The 16,284-nt window shown below is 41.7% G+C and carries 14 protein-coding genes and 2 tRNA genes; 8 read left to right on the forward strand and 8 right to left on the reverse strand.

All coding sequences use genetic code 11. The features are described from left to right. Positions 1-494: 494 nt before the first annotated feature. Positions 495-1,451 (reverse strand): sugar-binding transcriptional regulator, encoded by a 957-nt coding sequence (locus AAC006_RS00215; protein ID WP_013783795.1) that lies wholly within the window; start codon positions 1,449-1,451, stop codon positions 495-497. Positions 1,452-1,465: 14 nt separating this feature from the next. Next, positions 1,466-2,122, reverse strand: coding sequence for an HAD family hydrolase (locus AAC006_RS00220; protein ID WP_013783796.1), 657 nt, complete (start codon positions 2,120-2,122; stop codon positions 1,466-1,468). 705 nt (positions 2,123-2,827) lie between these two features. Here AAC006_RS00220 and AAC006_RS00225 point away from each other — a divergent pair. Both AAC006_RS00225 and AAC006_RS00230 read left to right on the forward strand, forming a co-directional pair. After that, positions 2,828-4,543, forward strand: a complete 1,716-nt coding sequence (locus AAC006_RS00225; RefSeq protein WP_013783797.1) for a membrane protein — start codon at positions 2,828-2,830, stop codon at positions 4,541-4,543. A 9-nt stretch (positions 4,544-4,552) separates the two neighbouring features. Next, positions 4,553-6,067: a mannitol dehydrogenase family protein gene (locus tag AAC006_RS00230; protein WP_013783798.1), complete on the forward strand. Its 1,515-nt coding sequence runs from the start codon at positions 4,553-4,555 to the stop codon at positions 6,065-6,067. 123 nt (positions 6,068-6,190) lie between these two features. Here AAC006_RS00230 and AAC006_RS00235 read toward each other — a convergent pair whose 3' ends face one another. Together AAC006_RS00235 and AAC006_RS00240 are read right to left on the reverse strand one after the other, a co-directional pair. Beyond that, positions 6,191-6,583, reverse strand: coding sequence for a DUF3718 domain-containing protein (locus AAC006_RS00235; RefSeq protein WP_013783799.1), 393 nt, complete (start codon positions 6,581-6,583; stop codon positions 6,191-6,193). 192 nt (positions 6,584-6,775) lie between these two features. Next, entirely contained in the window at positions 6,776-7,678 is a 903-nt protein-coding gene (locus tag AAC006_RS00240; RefSeq protein ID WP_013783800.1) for a LysR family transcriptional regulator, read from the reverse strand. A gap of 190 nt (positions 7,679-7,868) precedes the next feature. Between AAC006_RS00240 and AAC006_RS00245 the strand changes: the two genes are divergently transcribed. Next, positions 7,869-8,324: a MaoC family dehydratase gene (locus AAC006_RS00245; protein WP_013783801.1), complete on the forward strand. Its 456-nt coding sequence runs from the start codon at positions 7,869-7,871 to the stop codon at positions 8,322-8,324. Between the two features lie 39 nt (positions 8,325-8,363). Here AAC006_RS00245 and AAC006_RS00250 read toward each other — a convergent pair whose 3' ends face one another. Beyond that, a complete protein-coding gene (locus AAC006_RS00250; protein WP_197467658.1) occupies positions 8,364-9,482 on the reverse strand; it encodes a mechanosensitive ion channel family protein in 1,119 nt (372 codons plus the stop codon). A gap of 347 nt (positions 9,483-9,829) precedes the next feature. Continuing rightward, positions 9,830-10,318, reverse strand: a complete 489-nt coding sequence (locus AAC006_RS00255) for a hypothetical protein (RefSeq protein ID WP_244360248.1) — start codon at positions 10,316-10,318, stop codon at positions 9,830-9,832. A gap of 240 nt (positions 10,319-10,558) precedes the next feature. Here AAC006_RS00255 and AAC006_RS00260 point away from each other — a divergent pair, with 240 nt between their 5' ends. After that, positions 10,559-10,867, forward strand: coding sequence for a hypothetical protein (locus tag AAC006_RS00260; protein ID WP_057791435.1), 309 nt, complete (start codon positions 10,559-10,561; stop codon positions 10,865-10,867). Positions 10,868-10,944: 77 nt separating this feature from the next. On the opposite strand, the gene AAC006_RS00265 is transcribed toward AAC006_RS00260, so the two are convergent. Together AAC006_RS00265 and AAC006_RS00270 are read right to left on the reverse strand one after the other, a co-directional pair. Continuing rightward, positions 10,945-11,127, reverse strand: a complete 183-nt coding sequence (locus AAC006_RS00265; RefSeq protein WP_057791438.1) for an entericidin A/B family lipoprotein — start codon at positions 11,125-11,127, stop codon at positions 10,945-10,947. A 41-nt stretch (positions 11,128-11,168) separates the two neighbouring features. Beyond that, positions 11,169-12,143, reverse strand: a complete 975-nt coding sequence (locus AAC006_RS00270; protein ID WP_208804865.1) for a mechanosensitive ion channel — start codon at positions 12,141-12,143, stop codon at positions 11,169-11,171. 402 nt (positions 12,144-12,545) lie between these two features. Here AAC006_RS00270 and AAC006_RS00275 point away from each other — a divergent pair, with 402 nt between their 5' ends. The 4 genes from AAC006_RS00275 (at position 12,546) to AAC006_RS00290 (ending at position 16,165) form a co-directional block, all read left to right on the forward strand. Further along, positions 12,546-15,257, forward strand: a complete 2,712-nt coding sequence (locus AAC006_RS00275) for a TonB-dependent receptor (RefSeq protein WP_339890415.1) — start codon at positions 12,546-12,548, stop codon at positions 15,255-15,257. A 197-nt stretch (positions 15,258-15,454) separates the two neighbouring features. Further along, positions 15,455-15,760: a 4a-hydroxytetrahydrobiopterin dehydratase gene (locus AAC006_RS00280; protein WP_013783808.1), complete on the forward strand. Its 306-nt coding sequence runs from the start codon at positions 15,455-15,457 to the stop codon at positions 15,758-15,760. A gap of 182 nt (positions 15,761-15,942) precedes the next feature. Then, positions 15,943-16,019: transfer RNA gene (locus AAC006_RS00285), tRNA-Met, on the forward strand. Positions 16,020-16,088: 69 nt separating this feature from the next. Beyond that, positions 16,089-16,165, forward strand: a tRNA-Met gene (locus AAC006_RS00290). The last annotated feature ends 119 nt before the right edge of the window (positions 16,166-16,284 follow it).

A 16,284-nucleotide genomic window follows, 5' to 3' on the forward strand; every position in this document is an offset into this window, starting at 1 on the left:
ATTAAAAACCAAATGGGCAGGTCAGAAAACATGGAAGCAAATAACAGGGTATCCCAAAGTATACCTTATACCAAAGTTGTGGGATGGGAGTTGGGTTCTAGCCCTTTATTTACAAGGTGCCAACCTAAAGTATAAGAAAAAATTGAAACGGCAAACCTACGTCAACTTATCGGTGAAAAAAGCGAAAAATAAATTTGAAAAGGTAAATGGACATGGATTTTGCTCACCTATCCAGCTCAGAATCGCTAATTTTTTACGCTTTGTTTGAATATCGTTAGATAAAAGCAGCGTTTTAGGGAAATCTGTTTTTATTAAGAAGAGTGGGCGTGGTGGAGCGATTAAATAGCATTATTGATTAGCACAATCAATTGGTAGTGTTGAACTGCAGCATTTAATTACATTATTAATAGGCGTAGATAAATAACCAATACGATTACCCATCTACGCTCTAAGAAAAAAACTCACTAAAAAATACGGCCTACGAAAAAAGCCTGTTAGCTATTGAGTAAGGCTTGGGCAGTGGTTTCATTGGTAATGAGTGAATTGATAAGTTTAGATCGCAACGCGCCTAAAATAGCGTCTTTCTTATTCATACCTGCCGCAATACCCACAACTGGCTTATCAGACGCTAGGGTTAATTTGCTACTGGTTACTCTTCGATTTACTTCGCAATCCACAATAGCGCCTTCACGATTGTAAACCCATCCGATGACCTCTCCAGTGGCCCCCATAGACGACAAGCTTTGCGTTTCGTTATCGTTAATGAAGCCATCAACATGCAGTGGCGATGTGTTGCCTAAATTACCAATGCCTACAAAAGTAATGTCTGCTTGTCGAGCCAGTTTGTGAATTCGCGCAATGTGAGCTTGTTGATGCAGTTGCTCGCGTTCAATTTCAGAACCCGCAATAACAGGCAGTGGCATGGGGTAATGTTGGGCCTTTACTCTATCGGCAATGTGTACTGCAACATCATAGCGGGTGGCTTCACCATTGTTGGCAATATTCCCTACCAAAGACACAATTTTGTGCTGCGGGCAGTTCATTAATGCTAGTTCGTCAGCACACGCGCGTAAAACGCGGCCAGTACCAAATGCAATTGTTTGTGGTGAGTCAGATTTAAGCGAGCGCTCTATGGCACTGGCTCCTGCTTGCCCCAAGCCTAAGGTAGAGTTTTCGTCGCCAACCACAGAGGGCACGACTTCACAAAATTGCAAACCGAAGCGCTGTTGAATAGTTTCAGCTAACTCCATGCAACGGGCAATAGGGTGCTCGAGTCGCACCTTCACGAGCCCTTCAGACATGGCCAGCGCCACTAAGCGCTGGGCACTTTGTCGAGAAGTATTTAAACGTTTCGCAATTTCGTCTTGTGTCTTACCGCCTACATAATAAAGCCAGCCAGCACGAGCGGCTTCGTCGAGACGTTGATTTTCTAGTTGTTGTTTTTTACTCATTTATTCTTGTTCCATCAATCAGATACCAACTTAGGGTAGGCTTGTATAAAGTTATCCCAATGGGAAATGGTTGTCGTGTGGTTTGTTGGCATATCCTTTAAATGACTCCCCCCCGTGTAATGAATAACCTGCATGTTTGCGGCAATACCAGCCTCAATGCCCGCAGGGGAGTCTTCAATAACAATACATTGTTTAGGCGCAACACCCATTTTTTCAGCCGCGTATAAAAAAAGATCGGGGGCTGGCTTCCCATTTTTTACTAAAGAGCGTGTAAATATATTGCCAGTGAAATACTGGCTTAAACCAGTACAAGATAAGGCGTACTCTGTGCGCTCGGGCGAACTGCTAGTAGCAAGACAATAGGGAACCGTTAGCCTAGATAGTAGGCTTTCAATGCCCAGCGTAGGCATCAAATTTTTAGCAAAGCTTCGCTTCAGCAAAATATGAAATTCATCTTTAATTTGAGTGGTGACAGTCAGGCCAAAATCATGATGAATTTGTTGTTCAACATGTTGCATACTTTTGCCAAGAAATTTGCTGATAAAATATTCCGCGTTAATCGACACTCCATAAGTCTCAAGTAAGCGCTGCCAGCTTTGCATCGACAACATTTCACTATCAATTAACACGCCATCACAGTCGAAAATGACAAGGCTGCTTTCAATTGTCATGTAATTCCTTAATGCATTCCAGATACGCATGTACTCCATTAAGAAGCAATTTTACGTACAAGCCCGAGAATAAACCAATTCAAGTTTACCTAATTAAGCTATTTAGCTCTATGAGTAAAATGAAGGGAAAGCCCTTTGGGTTAACACGCTACAACTGGGGGAAAAAACGCCTCTTCAGGCTATTCTTCATCATTTCTCACCATTTTGTCAGTAGAATACTTCCATTGAGGTAAATGACGAAAGAGTATTAAACAGGCTGCCAGGCCGTATCACTTCAAAATACTTATTTTACTTACGCATAACATATCGTGCCCTTACCGAGTTTTTAAGTCAACAAGCCCCCTATAGGCACAGTAATAACAGTTAAATTCAAACAAAAATGAACCTACAAGTAATAACATTTATTGGATACAAATTAACTTGTTAACCGAATTATAACGTTAGGCTTGTTAATTCCGTTTACATTTAAACATCGATATGTAAGTATTGCCCGTGAGAAATAACTCACAGCTGTGGCAAATGCCCATTTGGGTTAACGGTTACTGAGCCAAACCTAAAAATTTCCAATTATGTTTTGGGTGAAGGCGTCGTTTTATGAGTGTTAACGTACTGATAATAATATTCATAACAAGTGTAGTTTTGGTAGCTAGCAGTAAAATGCACTTTGGACATACCAAAGCGGTGAATAAAGTAGCGAGATAGAAAATGAAAACAGATTCAAGCAATGGCGACATTGCACAGATAGGTGACGAGCAACTCCCAGTTGCAAAACACCAATTGAAGGGCTGGAAGCACTTCATGGGACTTTATGCTGGTGAGCACGTTGCAGCCACCGAGTTTGTGTTTGGTGCTACCTTTGTTGCCTTAGGCGCAACCATGACCGACATTCTGTTTGGTTTACTTATCGGTAATATATTAGCGGTACTTAGTTGGACGCTAATCACTACGCCCATCGCCGTAGATACACGCCTAAGTTTATATACTTACTTGCATAAAATTGCGGGTGATTCGATGACCAAGCTCTATAACTGGGCCAACGTCATCATATTTACCGTTATATCTGCCGCAATGATAACCGTATCTGCTACGGCGGTCAGGTTCGCATTGAATATTCCCGCCCAACTTGATTGGTATCCAACGAACCTGGCGTTTGTAGGTGTTGTTGCAGCGGTTGGCGTCATCGTGGTGTTTGTCGCCATGTACGGCTTCAATGCGGTGTCTGATTTTTCTCGTATTTGCGCACCTTGGTTATTCACTATGTTTGTGTGTGGTCCATTAGTGCTAATGCCAGCATTGGCTGATGCAGTAATTGGTCAAACATTCTTAACAAGTTGGGCTGACTTCATGCACATAGGATCTGTGTCGGTATGGACTGGTTTAACCCCCTCTGGTGAACAGGGTATTGGCTTACTCGAAGTTATTGGCTTCTCTTGGGCAGCAAATACAATCACCCATTTTGGTTTGATTGATATGGCTATGCTTCGTTTTGCTAAACGTAAAGTTTACGGCCTTACTACTTCTGCTGGTATGCTTTTCGGTCACTATGTGGCATGGATTTCTGCAGGTATTATGGGGGCAGGTACTGCTATTATCGTCCAAAAATCTATTACAGAATTAGACCCAGGTGATGTCGCCTTCCACGCATTAGGTCTATCAGGGTTGGTCATTGTTATTGTTGCTGGTTGGACAACCGCGAATGCTAACTTGTACCGCGCGGGCTTAGCAGCTCAAGCTATTTTTAAAGATAAATCTCGAATTAAAACCACCGCCACAGTAGGCATGGTTACCGTTGTTATCGCGTGTTTCCCATTCGTATTTACTAAACTGCTTCCCTTATTAACCTATGCTGGATTATTAGTAGTTCCTGTTGGCGGTATTGTATTCGCTGAACACGTCATCTTCCCGCGTATTGGTTACACTCGTTATTGGGCACATTTCCAAAACTTAACCCACAGCACACCTGCAGTAGCGACCTGGGGATTAGGGCTTGTATTTGGATTTGGTCTTAATGCATTGGATGTTATTTCATTCTATTACCTGTTTATTCCAACGTGGATATTCACCATTATTGTTTACACCTTGTTGGCCGCAAAGTATGGTGCAAAGCGTCAATACGTTGAAGAAAAAGCAGAAATGGATGCTTTCGATAAAGAAGTTGAAATTCAGCAGGAGCGTCAAGGCGCTGAGATTCCAACACCTGCAATAGACACGTCAATGTTATCGAAATTACTAAAAGTTGTGTCTTGGGGTAGCTTATTGGTGACGACGTTATTAGCCATTAATGCCTTCTCGTTAAGCCCAGATGTAGCCAATTACGAAAGTAACAGAGAGATGTTCTTTAACTTGGCTTTCGTATGCACAATTATTTACTTTACTACTGCTTACTGGTCAATGCGTCGCCACAAAGCACTTGCGAAATAGAGGTTTTTTATGCAACCAGCAACTAATATGCGTTTGAACCGTACTGCGTTATCTTCTCTTGATGAGAGCATCGCTGTACCTCAGTACGATGTATCTCGTGTAGAAGCCGGTATTGTTCATGTTGGCGTGGGCGGCTTCCACCGTGCCCACGAAGCCATGTACGTAGATGCGTATATGAACGTAACAGGTGACACTTCATGGGGTATATGTGGGGTAGGGCTGCGTGAAGCTGACCGTCATATGCAATCACTTTTAAAAGAGCAAGACTACCTTTATACATTGGTAGAAAAGCACGCAAATGGTGAACGTAAAGCCCGTGTTATTGGTGCCCTTACCGACTTTTTAATTGCGGGCGATAGCCCCATTGCCATTATTGATAAAATGGCGTCCGAGGCAATTAAAATTGTTTCGCTGACTATCACTGAAGGTGGGTATAACTTCGACCCCACTACCGGCGAATTTATTGCACAAAATCCTGACGTTCAGCACGATTTAGCCAATCCAGAATCGCCAAAATTAGTGTTTGGCTATTTAACGGCAGCACTTAAAAAGCGTAAAGAAATGGGCATCGCACCTTTTACGGTGATGTCGTGCGATAACATTCAACATAATGGTGATGTACTCAAAGCCATGTTGTTGTCTTATGTTCGTCTTGCGGATACCGATTTTGCTAATTGGGTTGAGGAAAACGTAAGCTTTCCTAATTCAATGGTCGATCGCATTACTCCCGCAACGACTGATGAAGACAAAGCGGCATTAGTTGAATCAGGTATTGAAGACAGCTGGCCTGTAGTATGCGAACCGTTCGATCAATGGATTATTGCTGATAAATTTTGCAATGAACGCCCAGCGTTTGAAGATGTTGGTGCACAGTTTGTAGACAATGTGGCACCTTATGAAAAATTGAAGCTAAGAATGCTAAACGCGGGTCACTCTGTGTTGGGGTTAACGGGTTCACTTGCCGGGCTTGATACAATTCATGAAAGTGTAGCCCAAACGGAACTTCGTTCTCTGCTAGCAACCTTCATGGTAGATGAAGTAATGCCAACCCTAGATCCGGTTGCAGGTATTGATGTTCACGATTACAAAAATATTTTACTAGCACGATTTGCAAATCCGTACATTAAAGATTCACTGTCCAGAATTTGTTTGGAAAGCTCAGCAAAAATTCCTGTGTTTTTGTTACCTACCATTCGTGAGAACTTAGCAAATGGTGGAAAAGTTGATATTAGTGCCCTAATACTTGCAGCGTGGAGTTTCTATTCAGATAAACGCACGTCGCAAAAAGGTACGCCGCTCGTTATTCAAGATCAACTTGCTGATGAATTGCACAATGCTGCTTCACGTTACCAAGATGATGCTTTGTCTTTCTTGAAAGTGACCAGTGTTTTCGGTGATTTAAGCGATGAGGCAGGCTTCACGCCTGTATATCAAGGTTACTTGAGCCGAATTTATAGCGGTGAGTCTATTTTAGAAATAGCTAAATCGCTAACAAGTGCACCAAACGAGCCAGCTCTCGTCTAGTAGATACAAAGAAAAGAGGCGACCTTGTGGTCGCCTCTTTAAGTGCAGATTACTCTGCAACCATGTTGAATCTTTTCACATGGTATGTGAATTTTTTATTTGTAAACGTCCGCTCAGGGCTGCTTATAATCTTCCGCTCAAGACTGTGGCAATTTCGTTACCTTCCAAACCATTCTCAGCAACCCATGCTTGCAACGTCTTACCGTCTGTTTCTGGTGCTGATAAATCACTCTTTGGCATCTTTTTAACTAGCAGTGAACCTGCTTCTACAGCGTTGCTCAGCATTGCTGTACGTATCAGGCTGTTGCCGCTACAGCTAACACCCGAATAATAATCTTTTAGTTTAAGGCGATAATCTGATTCTACAGAACGCATTTTCTTGCGTAGCTCACCTTTATCATCTGCTTGTACGATAGTACAAATGTTTGCTAATGCTTCGTTTACGTTGGCTTGCGCCATGCCAGATACACCCAGAGTTGCTGCGATAACTAGCGAAGTTTTAACGATTTTCAACATGGTCAATTCCTCGGTTTAATTTAAAAGTATGTTCGTTCGTTGGGTTCTATTAAACGCAAAATTTTTGAGGTTAGAAAGCCTTGGTCTAATACTAAGGTATACAGTTTAATATCTAAGTGGCGTTGAAAGGGTAAGCGCAAAAAAAGGCACACCACTAAGAAGAGGTGTGCCTTAGGGAATAACGAGTAAACGTTAATGGCTTTTAAAGTGGCTCGACACTTCCATAATCTGCTCACGCATCCACATATGGGCGTAATCGTGATCTGCACTTACGTGCCAATATAAGAAGTACTCTACGGTAGGTAGATCGAAAGGTAATTCATAAATGGCTAAGTCGTAGTGTTTAGCTAGATGAAATGGCAAACAAGCTATAAGGTCGGTTTTCACAATTGTACTGGGCACAGTTAAAAAGTGTTGGCTTCGCATAACTTCTTTACGGCGTTTACCCATTCTATCTAGTGCTACATCAATAGGGCCGGCACCTGATTTACGTTGCGACACATTAATGTGACCTAAGCGTAAAAAGGTGTCTAAATCTAAACCGTTCTTTAACGCAGGGTGGTTCTTTCGTGCTAAAACCACAAATCTGTCTTGCGCTATTTTTTCTTTGCATAAATGCGGATCGCTAAATGTGGACGCATCGGCGAAGAAATCTAAGGTACCGCTGGCCATCGCAGATACAATCTGACTACGAGGAATTTCGTAATTAGTTAGGCTAATATTGGGCGCTAGGTTTTGTAACCGCGAAACCAGCCTTGGCATTATGCTAACTTCTAGCAAATCTCTGCTAGCAAAGTTAAATGCCTTTTCTGCAGTTAAAGGGTCAAACGTATGACTCTCTTGCACGCTTTTTCTTAACAAGGCTAAGGCTTGTCTCGCAGGTACAATAATATTCTGTGCAACAGGGGTGGGTGTCATGCTATGACCGGTTCTTACGAACAATGGGTCGTTCAGCATTTCCCGTAAACGAGCCAGTGAATTACTCACCGCAGGTTGTGTAATACACAATACATCAGCTGCTTTTGTTAGGCTTCCCGCAGTATATATGGCGTCGAATACGGCGAAGAGGTTTAAATCAATTCTATTAAGATTCATTGCGCAATCCTTGTCTGGCGAGTGCCAGTATGAAAATACCAAAAAGTAACTGGCGAATTCTTTGGTTAATATTATTTTTACCTTATTGTAACAAGGTTATTTATAAATACCTATTATTAAAAGTTAATTGAAATATTCAATACATCAATAGTACTGTTCGTCTTAAATTAACTACCATTGGTCAAAAAATATGAAAACACTCATCGACTTAGAGGTTGGGGAAACCCTTGAACAAGCTGAATGGCTCACCATTTCGCAAGATATGATTAATCAGTTTGCTGAAGCTACGGGTGACTATCAATGGATACACCTTGATACTGAACGGTGTAACAAAGAGAGCCCATTTAGAACTACTATTGCGCATGGCTTTCTCACCGCGTCGGTTATGCCTAAGGCCTTTGAAGGTGTACTTGCTGCATCTGACGAAATTGCATCAACCATTAACTATGGTATCGATTCATTACGTTTTTTGGAGCCCGTGAAATCAGGCGATGCAATCAAATATCACTTCAAATTGGTAGAAGTCGTCAACAAACCTGCTGGTAAACTATTTAAAATGGAATCAAGCTGCGAGCTGGCCTCGTCAGGCAAACCAGCACTGGTGGGGACTTTTCTTATGTTGGCAGTAATGCAACCTAGCGAGTAATAAATTCGCTGTGAGTACACTATATTTTTACTGTGTACTCTACTGGCTAGGAGGCTCGCCCGCGTTGTTGGGGATGTTGGTAGTTTGAACATCAATACGCGGGCTCTCTTGTTCGGTATTAATGGCGCGTATTGGATAGGGAATAATAATACCTTCTGCGGCATATCGCTTATGTAATGCCTTTATGAATGCTGATTTTATAAAGAAGCGATGGAAGTACTCTTTTGCTCTCAACATCACCGTGAAATTGATGCTGGAATTATCAAAGGTGTGGTACACCACGAAGGTATCGTAATCATCAATTCCCCATTCATGGGAAACCAATATTTCTTTGGCTACCTCAAGGGTGACTTTCTCTACGTGCTCAAGATCAGAGTTATAATGTACACCTACATCAACCGGTACTGATAACTCTTTACTCGGGTAGAAATAATTAATTATCTTAGATTCAGCTAATACACTATTTGGTACAATAATAGTGTTGTTGGGTAACATTTTTATCCACGTGGAGCGCCAACCAATACGCTCTACAAAACCTTGCTCTTTACTCTCTAATTCAATGAAGTCGCCTACTCTAATAGGCTTGTCCATAACCAGTTGTACCCCTGAAAAGAAGTTCTCTAGAGTGGGTTGAAGGGCAAGCGCAACGGCAAGCGATGTGATACCTAACGACGCGATAATAGGGGTAATTGAAATGCCTAACGTACCCAACATTATTAATATACCAATACCTACGATAAGGCCTTTCACTATGCCTTTAATAATGCCCGTGCTACTTCTAAGTGAATCTGAGCGCTGTGTTTGATTGGCAAGTAACCCAACAGCAAAACGATTTAAGAAAAGAATAGCGGCAGTGATCAGTAATATTTTAGACGCAAGGGAAATTGAGCTCGCATAGGACGCGTTTACAATACCGTACTTGTCGAACAGCCAGTTTAAAATCCAAATATCGATGACGAAAATAAGGATGGTGAGGGGCAGGTTTAAAGAGTGTGCCAGTAACGAGTCGTAGAAATGTGAGGTGCGATCGGTAAGCAACAAAAACTTTCGTAGAAAGATGCGCTTAATTAAGAACATAAAAAGGTTCGCAATTATCACAGTAAAGGTGATAACTAATTCAGGCACTAACAGTAAGCCTGCAAAGTCAACTTCTGGCATGGCTATCCCTTGACCAATAACATACAAATACGCGACGAAGTCATTCACACTAAGACCGATTTGAAATCAATGCGTGAATATACACACTTACATGCAGCAAATAACGTTCCAGCCAAGTTTACTCAATTGAATCTAGAGAGTAATTAAGAGTATCGGGGTTTATTATTATCCGCAAAGTCGTTGATTGTTATTACTATAGGCCTTTCAACACGGGTAGTCGCGGCATGTTTGTGATTTTACTTAAAAGGAGTGTCAGTGTTAGGCCGCGAAGAAGTAAGCTGGGAAGTTGTTTGATTCAACGCCAAACAAATGCACTAAGTTAGTGCAAATCGGTTTTTCTTTTATTCTTATATTTTCATCTTCAAATCGTTAAAAAGACATACCAATTGCAAGACCGGCAACCACAGCGCTTTCATGGTTTCTATGATAGTCATAGTGCAGTTGCGGCGAGACCGTAATACCAGATATCTCGAACTCATATAAAAACCTAATCGTGCAACTTCCATTTTATGGCTACCGTGAAATTCTACCCCGGGGCCAATCTGGGCGATAAAGCGGTTAGTAATGTGGAGGTCCGCAACCAGTAAATACGTGTAGGCGTCTAAATCTTCAAATGCATATTCGGCAACGAAGCCAAGCCCCAAGAAATCGCTAATACGATATTCATAGTCAATACCTAGGGTAAACGCATTACCGCACTCTTCTGTATACGTTGTGCCTACAAGGGCGGAAAGATGATGAGGTGACGTTTGCCAATGATGAGCATTTCCTTTTGCAGCAACAGTAGGGGCAAATGCCAAGGCTGTAATCAATCCTGTAGCTATTTGTAATCGCATGGTGTGCTCACTACTCTTTATGGTGTATTCCTAGAAAAACGTTTCTAACACTCCCTAAATCGTAGGTAAGATATTAAAAGCTTACCAATGAACTTTAGTTGAAATGCACATAAAACAGATAAATTAGTCATTCCACTTCTATTACTTAAATAGGTAAACTCTAGGCAAGGGATGCTTACAAGAAGGGCAACTGAAAGCTCATCTAGAGGCAATAACAAATTAATAGTAAGGAGCGCTGCGATGAATAACGAAGAAGAAACGACTAAGTTCCTGGAGGCTTGTACTACTCAGCTTGTTAGTTTGTACAACGCAAGTAAAGAAGGAAAAAACGTAGATGCAGATAAATACCGGGTGCAAGGGTTTATGCATGCAGGCGAGCTTCTTGGGGTAATAAGCAAAGGCGAAGGGCAGGCGCTTATCGCTGACTTACACTTACAGGTTTTTGGAGAAACCATTGACGAAAGAGCAAAAAGAAAGAGTAAACTGGAAGCGTTAAAGGCGTCAGATCCAGATGCCTATATTGAAATTCCAGCGATAGAAAGACGTTAACTGGCATTAAGCATTTGTATTGTAAGCCACGACTATAGGCGTCTACAGCGTGGCCTAAATACAATATTCGTGTGAAGTTAATTAGATGCGTCTTCAGCACCTTCTTCAATCGCTTCACCAGCGCTTTGAATGTCTTCTCCCGCACCTTCTACCGTTGCACAGCCATTCATACCTACTACAGCAGATGAAAACAACAGGGCAGTAAAACTACCTCTAAGTAATTTCGATGTTAAAAATGACGACAAAACTGACTTTTTCATGGCATATCTCCTGGTTTAATAATCAATGTTACTTTGATGCTTTACTCATCACTTGCTTCGCCATCCGCATCTGGTTGATCGCCAGAACTGCGAGTTGGACTAGATTCGGTTTCTAATGTGGCCTCTTGCTTTTCAAGCATATTGTTAAGGTTATCGCTTCCCTTGGAATTAAAATCCAATGTACGAATAGGGAAGGGAATTAAGATATCGTTTTCTTCCAATACACGTTTAACAGTGCATATCGCTTCATGGCGTACCACCATAAAGCCGGGGTCGCCTGGGTATCGTATCCAAAACCAAAGCAATAGATTAATACTAGAATCACCAAATGACGCTGCGTAAACCGCCGTTTCGTCTTTCTTTATTACATAGTCTTTTTCATTCATAGCGTCGGTAATGACTTCGGCGGCTTTTTCAATGTCATCGGCATAGGAAATGCCAACAGGAACCTCAATACGTCTAATACCTTCCACTGAGTAATTAGTTAAGATATTTCTAAAGAGAATTTTATTGGGAATGATTTCACGTTGCCCGTAAAAGGTAGATACCAAGGTGTTTCGCAGGTTAATTTCCTCTACCGTGCCGAAAACCCCCTCAGCTTTAACCACATCACCGATTTCGAATGGTTTACGAATACCCATCGCAATTCCCGCAATAAGGTTTTCCGTCATATCTTGAAAAGCAAAGCCGATGGCCAAACCCACAATACCCGCACCGGCAAGTAACGAAGTAACCGTTCCCTTAAGGCCAACAAAATCCAGCGCAATGAAAATACCGAAGACAACAATGAGCGACTTAATAATAGAGGTAAGTAATTTGGCGATTTGTCGAGACTCGAATGCTCTTCGCATTACCTTTCCGACAATATTTCCGACTACTTTTGCCAGTATTCCGAAAACAATAGCGATTAATATTGCTACTACAAAGTTGGGTAAGTGCTTAATTCCGCTCTCGATCCAACCCTCAAGCTTCTGGTTTATCAGTTGGTAAAAGTCATCAATATTCGGAAAATCCATAGAACTCTTTCATTTAGCAAACAATATGCAGTGTCTATTCAAGATTTATTCCGTCATAGTTTTTCTTTAACTTTATGTTTTGTAAAAGAAAATTAAATCGGTTTTTTTGGCGGTGAAAAATTGATAAGCAAAAAATACAAGAGTGGGAAATAACTACGCAATAACTAAATGAATTTTATAGGTGTTAGACAAAAGTTTGTGTGGTCTGACCATGTGTAAAATTAATGTAAATGTATTATTCACAATAAATTTACAAAGTGTGTGATGACGCTTAACATCAATATTGCAGGTCAAAGATTGTTCATTGACCTTTCACAATAACAATGAGAAATCGTCCAGCCTGTTGCTAGCGGAAAGTGTGGGTTTTACCGGTAGTGATGCGCCCAGATTTGGAATCACACTATGAAATTTAAAACGCGTAAGACTGCAGTAGCTGCCTTAGTCAGTTCTGCCTTATTTTGTTCTCCTTTTTTAGCGTATGCGCAAGATGCTAACGAAGAAGTTGAAGCTGAATCTAAAAGTAAAAAAGATGTAGAGTTAATTCTCGTTACAGGGAGCTTTGTTCGTCGCAGTGAGAACTTTGAGTCACCTTCACCGTTAGCGGTAGTAGACAGCGTTGCTATCGATTCAATAGGTGCTAAAAATATAGCGGATATTACACAAACATTAACGATTAATACTGGCGCAGAGAACAACCCTGATGCCTTTACACAAAACGCCACAGCCGGCACCTCAAACATTAACTTACGTGGGTTGGGTGTTGCATCTACCTTAGTATTGTTAAACAACAAACGCCAAGTGGTAACCGCTCAACCTACGAACGAAGGGTTAAATTTCGTAGATACAAGTTCACTCGTGCCTATGATTGCCATTGATAGAATGGAAGTCGTAAAAGACGGTGCATCAGCCTTGTACGGTTCTGATGCGGTTGCAGGGGTGGTCAACTTTATTACCAAACGTAATTACGATGGTGCGATGGTCAGTGTTGATTATCAAGACGGCGCCCATGGCGATAACAAAGAATACATATTCCAAGGTTTATGGGGAGCAACAGGTGACAAGGGCAGTGTACTAGCAGCAATAAGCTACACCAACCGTTCACCGCTCTTTCTAAGTGACCGACGTCTAAGTCGTCCTGAAGATGACACCAGTGCGTTAGGTAACCCTGCATCATACTTTGTGACTATTCCAGGCGCTGGCTCATTACCTATCATAGACCCATACGGGTGTGAGGAATTCGGTGGTGCACCAAGCTTGCTTGCTCCAAGTGGTACAATTCCAGGCTTAGAGGTTGGCTTCTGCGGCTTCGATTTTGGTAAGTTCTATTCTTATGTTGCCGATGAAAGTCGAATAAATTCCTATGTAAGAGCAGACTATGAGTTTGCTAATGATATTACATGGACAGCTGAGCTTAGTATGGCGCGTAACCGTGCCGAACGTGGCGGAGCGCCAAGTTTTCCTATTTTAACATCACCGATTGTTCCTGATTACCACCCTCAAAATCCATTCGGTCAGTCTGTTGCCTTCTTTGGCCGCGCTGAAGGAAATGGCTTCGATGGTGATCCAGCAAACACAGAATCAGATACCTTTAGATTCAGCACCAATTTGCAAGGTGTGACTGACAGCGGTTTCTGGGAGGTGAGTTATACCCGTGCAGTGAATGATTTCTTATTCAAAGTACCTGATGTATTAAACACTGAATTTCAGCTTGCGCTGTATGGTCTAGGTGGCTCGGCATGTGATCCTATTGCGGGAACACCTGGCGAAGGGAATTGTGAATTCTTCAACCCTTTTGCTACTGCTTATTCGTCAGCACCTAACTCTGATTATGTAGTTGACTCGTTCACCGGCACAGAAATCATAGATTCAAAAGCTGATCTTGAAGTGTTCGAAGCATTTACTTCATTCGATATCTTTGAAATGAGTAGTGGGTTTGCTGCGTTAGCAGTAGGTGTGCAATATCGCGAAGAGCAGTTAAGCCAAGATTATGATGATTTGGCTAACCAAGACAGCTTCACCTTCGTTATAGGTAATCCAGATATTGATGGAAGCCAAGACATATGGGCTGCCTTTGGTGAACTTGCTTTACCATTAAGTGAAGATTTAGATATGCAACTCGCCGTTCGATATGAAGACTACGGCGGTAGCATTGGTAGCACAGTAGATCCTAAGCTTGCGGTTTCGTATCGTGCAACTGATGAATTCTCGCTACGGGGATCGATATCTACGTCGTTTAGAGCGCCTACCGTGTTCTTAGCACAAGGTGGGGCTACGTCACTACAACAACTTATTGACCCAGTACAAGGTGCTACGGCGTTTGTTGCGGTGAGGACTTCAGGTAACGAAGATCTTAAACCAGAAGAATCTACTGCATATAATATTGGTTTTTCATACGAGCCTTTCAGAGATTTCTCTATTGAGCTTGATTACTGGAACTTTGAGTTCAAAGATTTAATCATTCAGGAAAATGCGCAAGCAGTATTAAATCTTGACCCTACCGATACCGACCGCATTATTCGTGCTGGCGACCCGTTAAATGGCCCTGTGTTACAAGTTAACAACACTTACGTGAATGCAAGTGAGATGGAAACGTCGGGTATCGATTTTGTGACTAGTTACAAGATTGACACTGAGTTTGGTAGTTTCACGCCGTCTTTAAACGGTACCTACACCATGAAATATGACCTGATGGATCCGCAAGCGGGTAATATTGACGGGGCAGGGCGCAGAAACTTCAACAATATCGGGGTTTCTTCACCTGAACTTAGAATGAACTTCGGTCTTGCGTGGAAAAACGACATTCACGCGGCTAACTTATTTGTTCGTTACATTTCTTCGTACGATGATGACCAAAACTGCGCAGATGGCACTACAAACTTAGGTGCCTGTACAAATGGTTTATACGAAGTAGATAGCCATGTCACAGTAGATGCTCAGTACAACATCGACTTAGGTTCGCTATTTGAAACGGAACAAAGTTATGTTGTCACTGTAGGCGGATTGAACTTATTTGATGAAGATCCTCCTCAGTTGTTTACCAATAGTGGTTTTGATTCAAAAGTGCATGACCCCCGTGGGCGTCAAATTTATGCACGGTTAGCGGTAGAGTTTTAACACTCAACCTTTTTAGCCTGAATAAACCCAGCGGCCTATGCTGAGTGCTCATGACAATGCGCATTCGCTTAGGCCGCTTTTTTATGTAAAGAATTCTCGCCAATATTTGTATTTTTACTTCATCACTTTCTTATCTAAAAAGCTGAATTCATAACGCGTATTGTTTACATTGTTTACTTATAAAAAAGGAGGCTTAAATGAGTACGCTATTAACCCGTGAACAAATTCAAGACAACCTTGAAACTTTAAATGAAGGTTTAGAGGAAAACGAACGGTGGGCATTAAGCGATAATGCTATTGAAAAGACATTTACCTTTAAAAGTTTCATTCGTGCATTTGGTTGGATGTCACAAATTGCTATTTGGGCAGAGAAATTAAAGCATCATCCAGAATGGTTTAATGTTTATAACCGGGTTGAAGTGAAATTAACTACTCATGATGTGGGTGGTTTAAGCGAATTAGATTTTAAACTGGCAACAAAAATGGAAAGCTTTAAACCCTAAACGTTTAATTATTAACCTTGAATTGTTTGCCGATTGAACGTAACGATTAAAATTAAAGCGTTCAGTCAGAAAAGTGAAATAATTAAGTAATAAGTCCTTGTGTTACAAAAGTGCGTATGTATAATACGCCCCACGTTGAAGGGAGACATCAAACACCTCAAACCAACAACGTTATTTTCTGGCGCGGGATGGAGCAGTCTGGTAGCTCGTCGGGCTCATAACCCGAAGGTCGTAGGTTCAAATCCTGCTCCCGCAACCACAGAAAATTAAACGATTTAAATACTGAGTTGTCTAAGTATAGAGACAAGCAGTAGTTCAAAAGAACAGACGCGGGATGGAGCAGTCTGGTAGCTCGTCGGGCTCATAACCCGAAGGTCGTAGGTTCAAATCCTGCTCCCGCAACCACATTATAACCCTGGCTTATGCCGGGGTTTTTTGTTTCTAAAGCACAGCTTCTTGATTTTCATTTCTCAATTACTTCACTTCATTATATGTCTTCACGCTAACCCCCTGTTTTGTTGTCA

The organism is uncultured Alteromonas sp. (assembly GCF_963976965.1).
Taxonomy (GTDB): domain Bacteria; phylum Pseudomonadota; class Gammaproteobacteria; order Enterobacterales; family Alteromonadaceae; genus Alteromonas; species Alteromonas naphthalenivorans.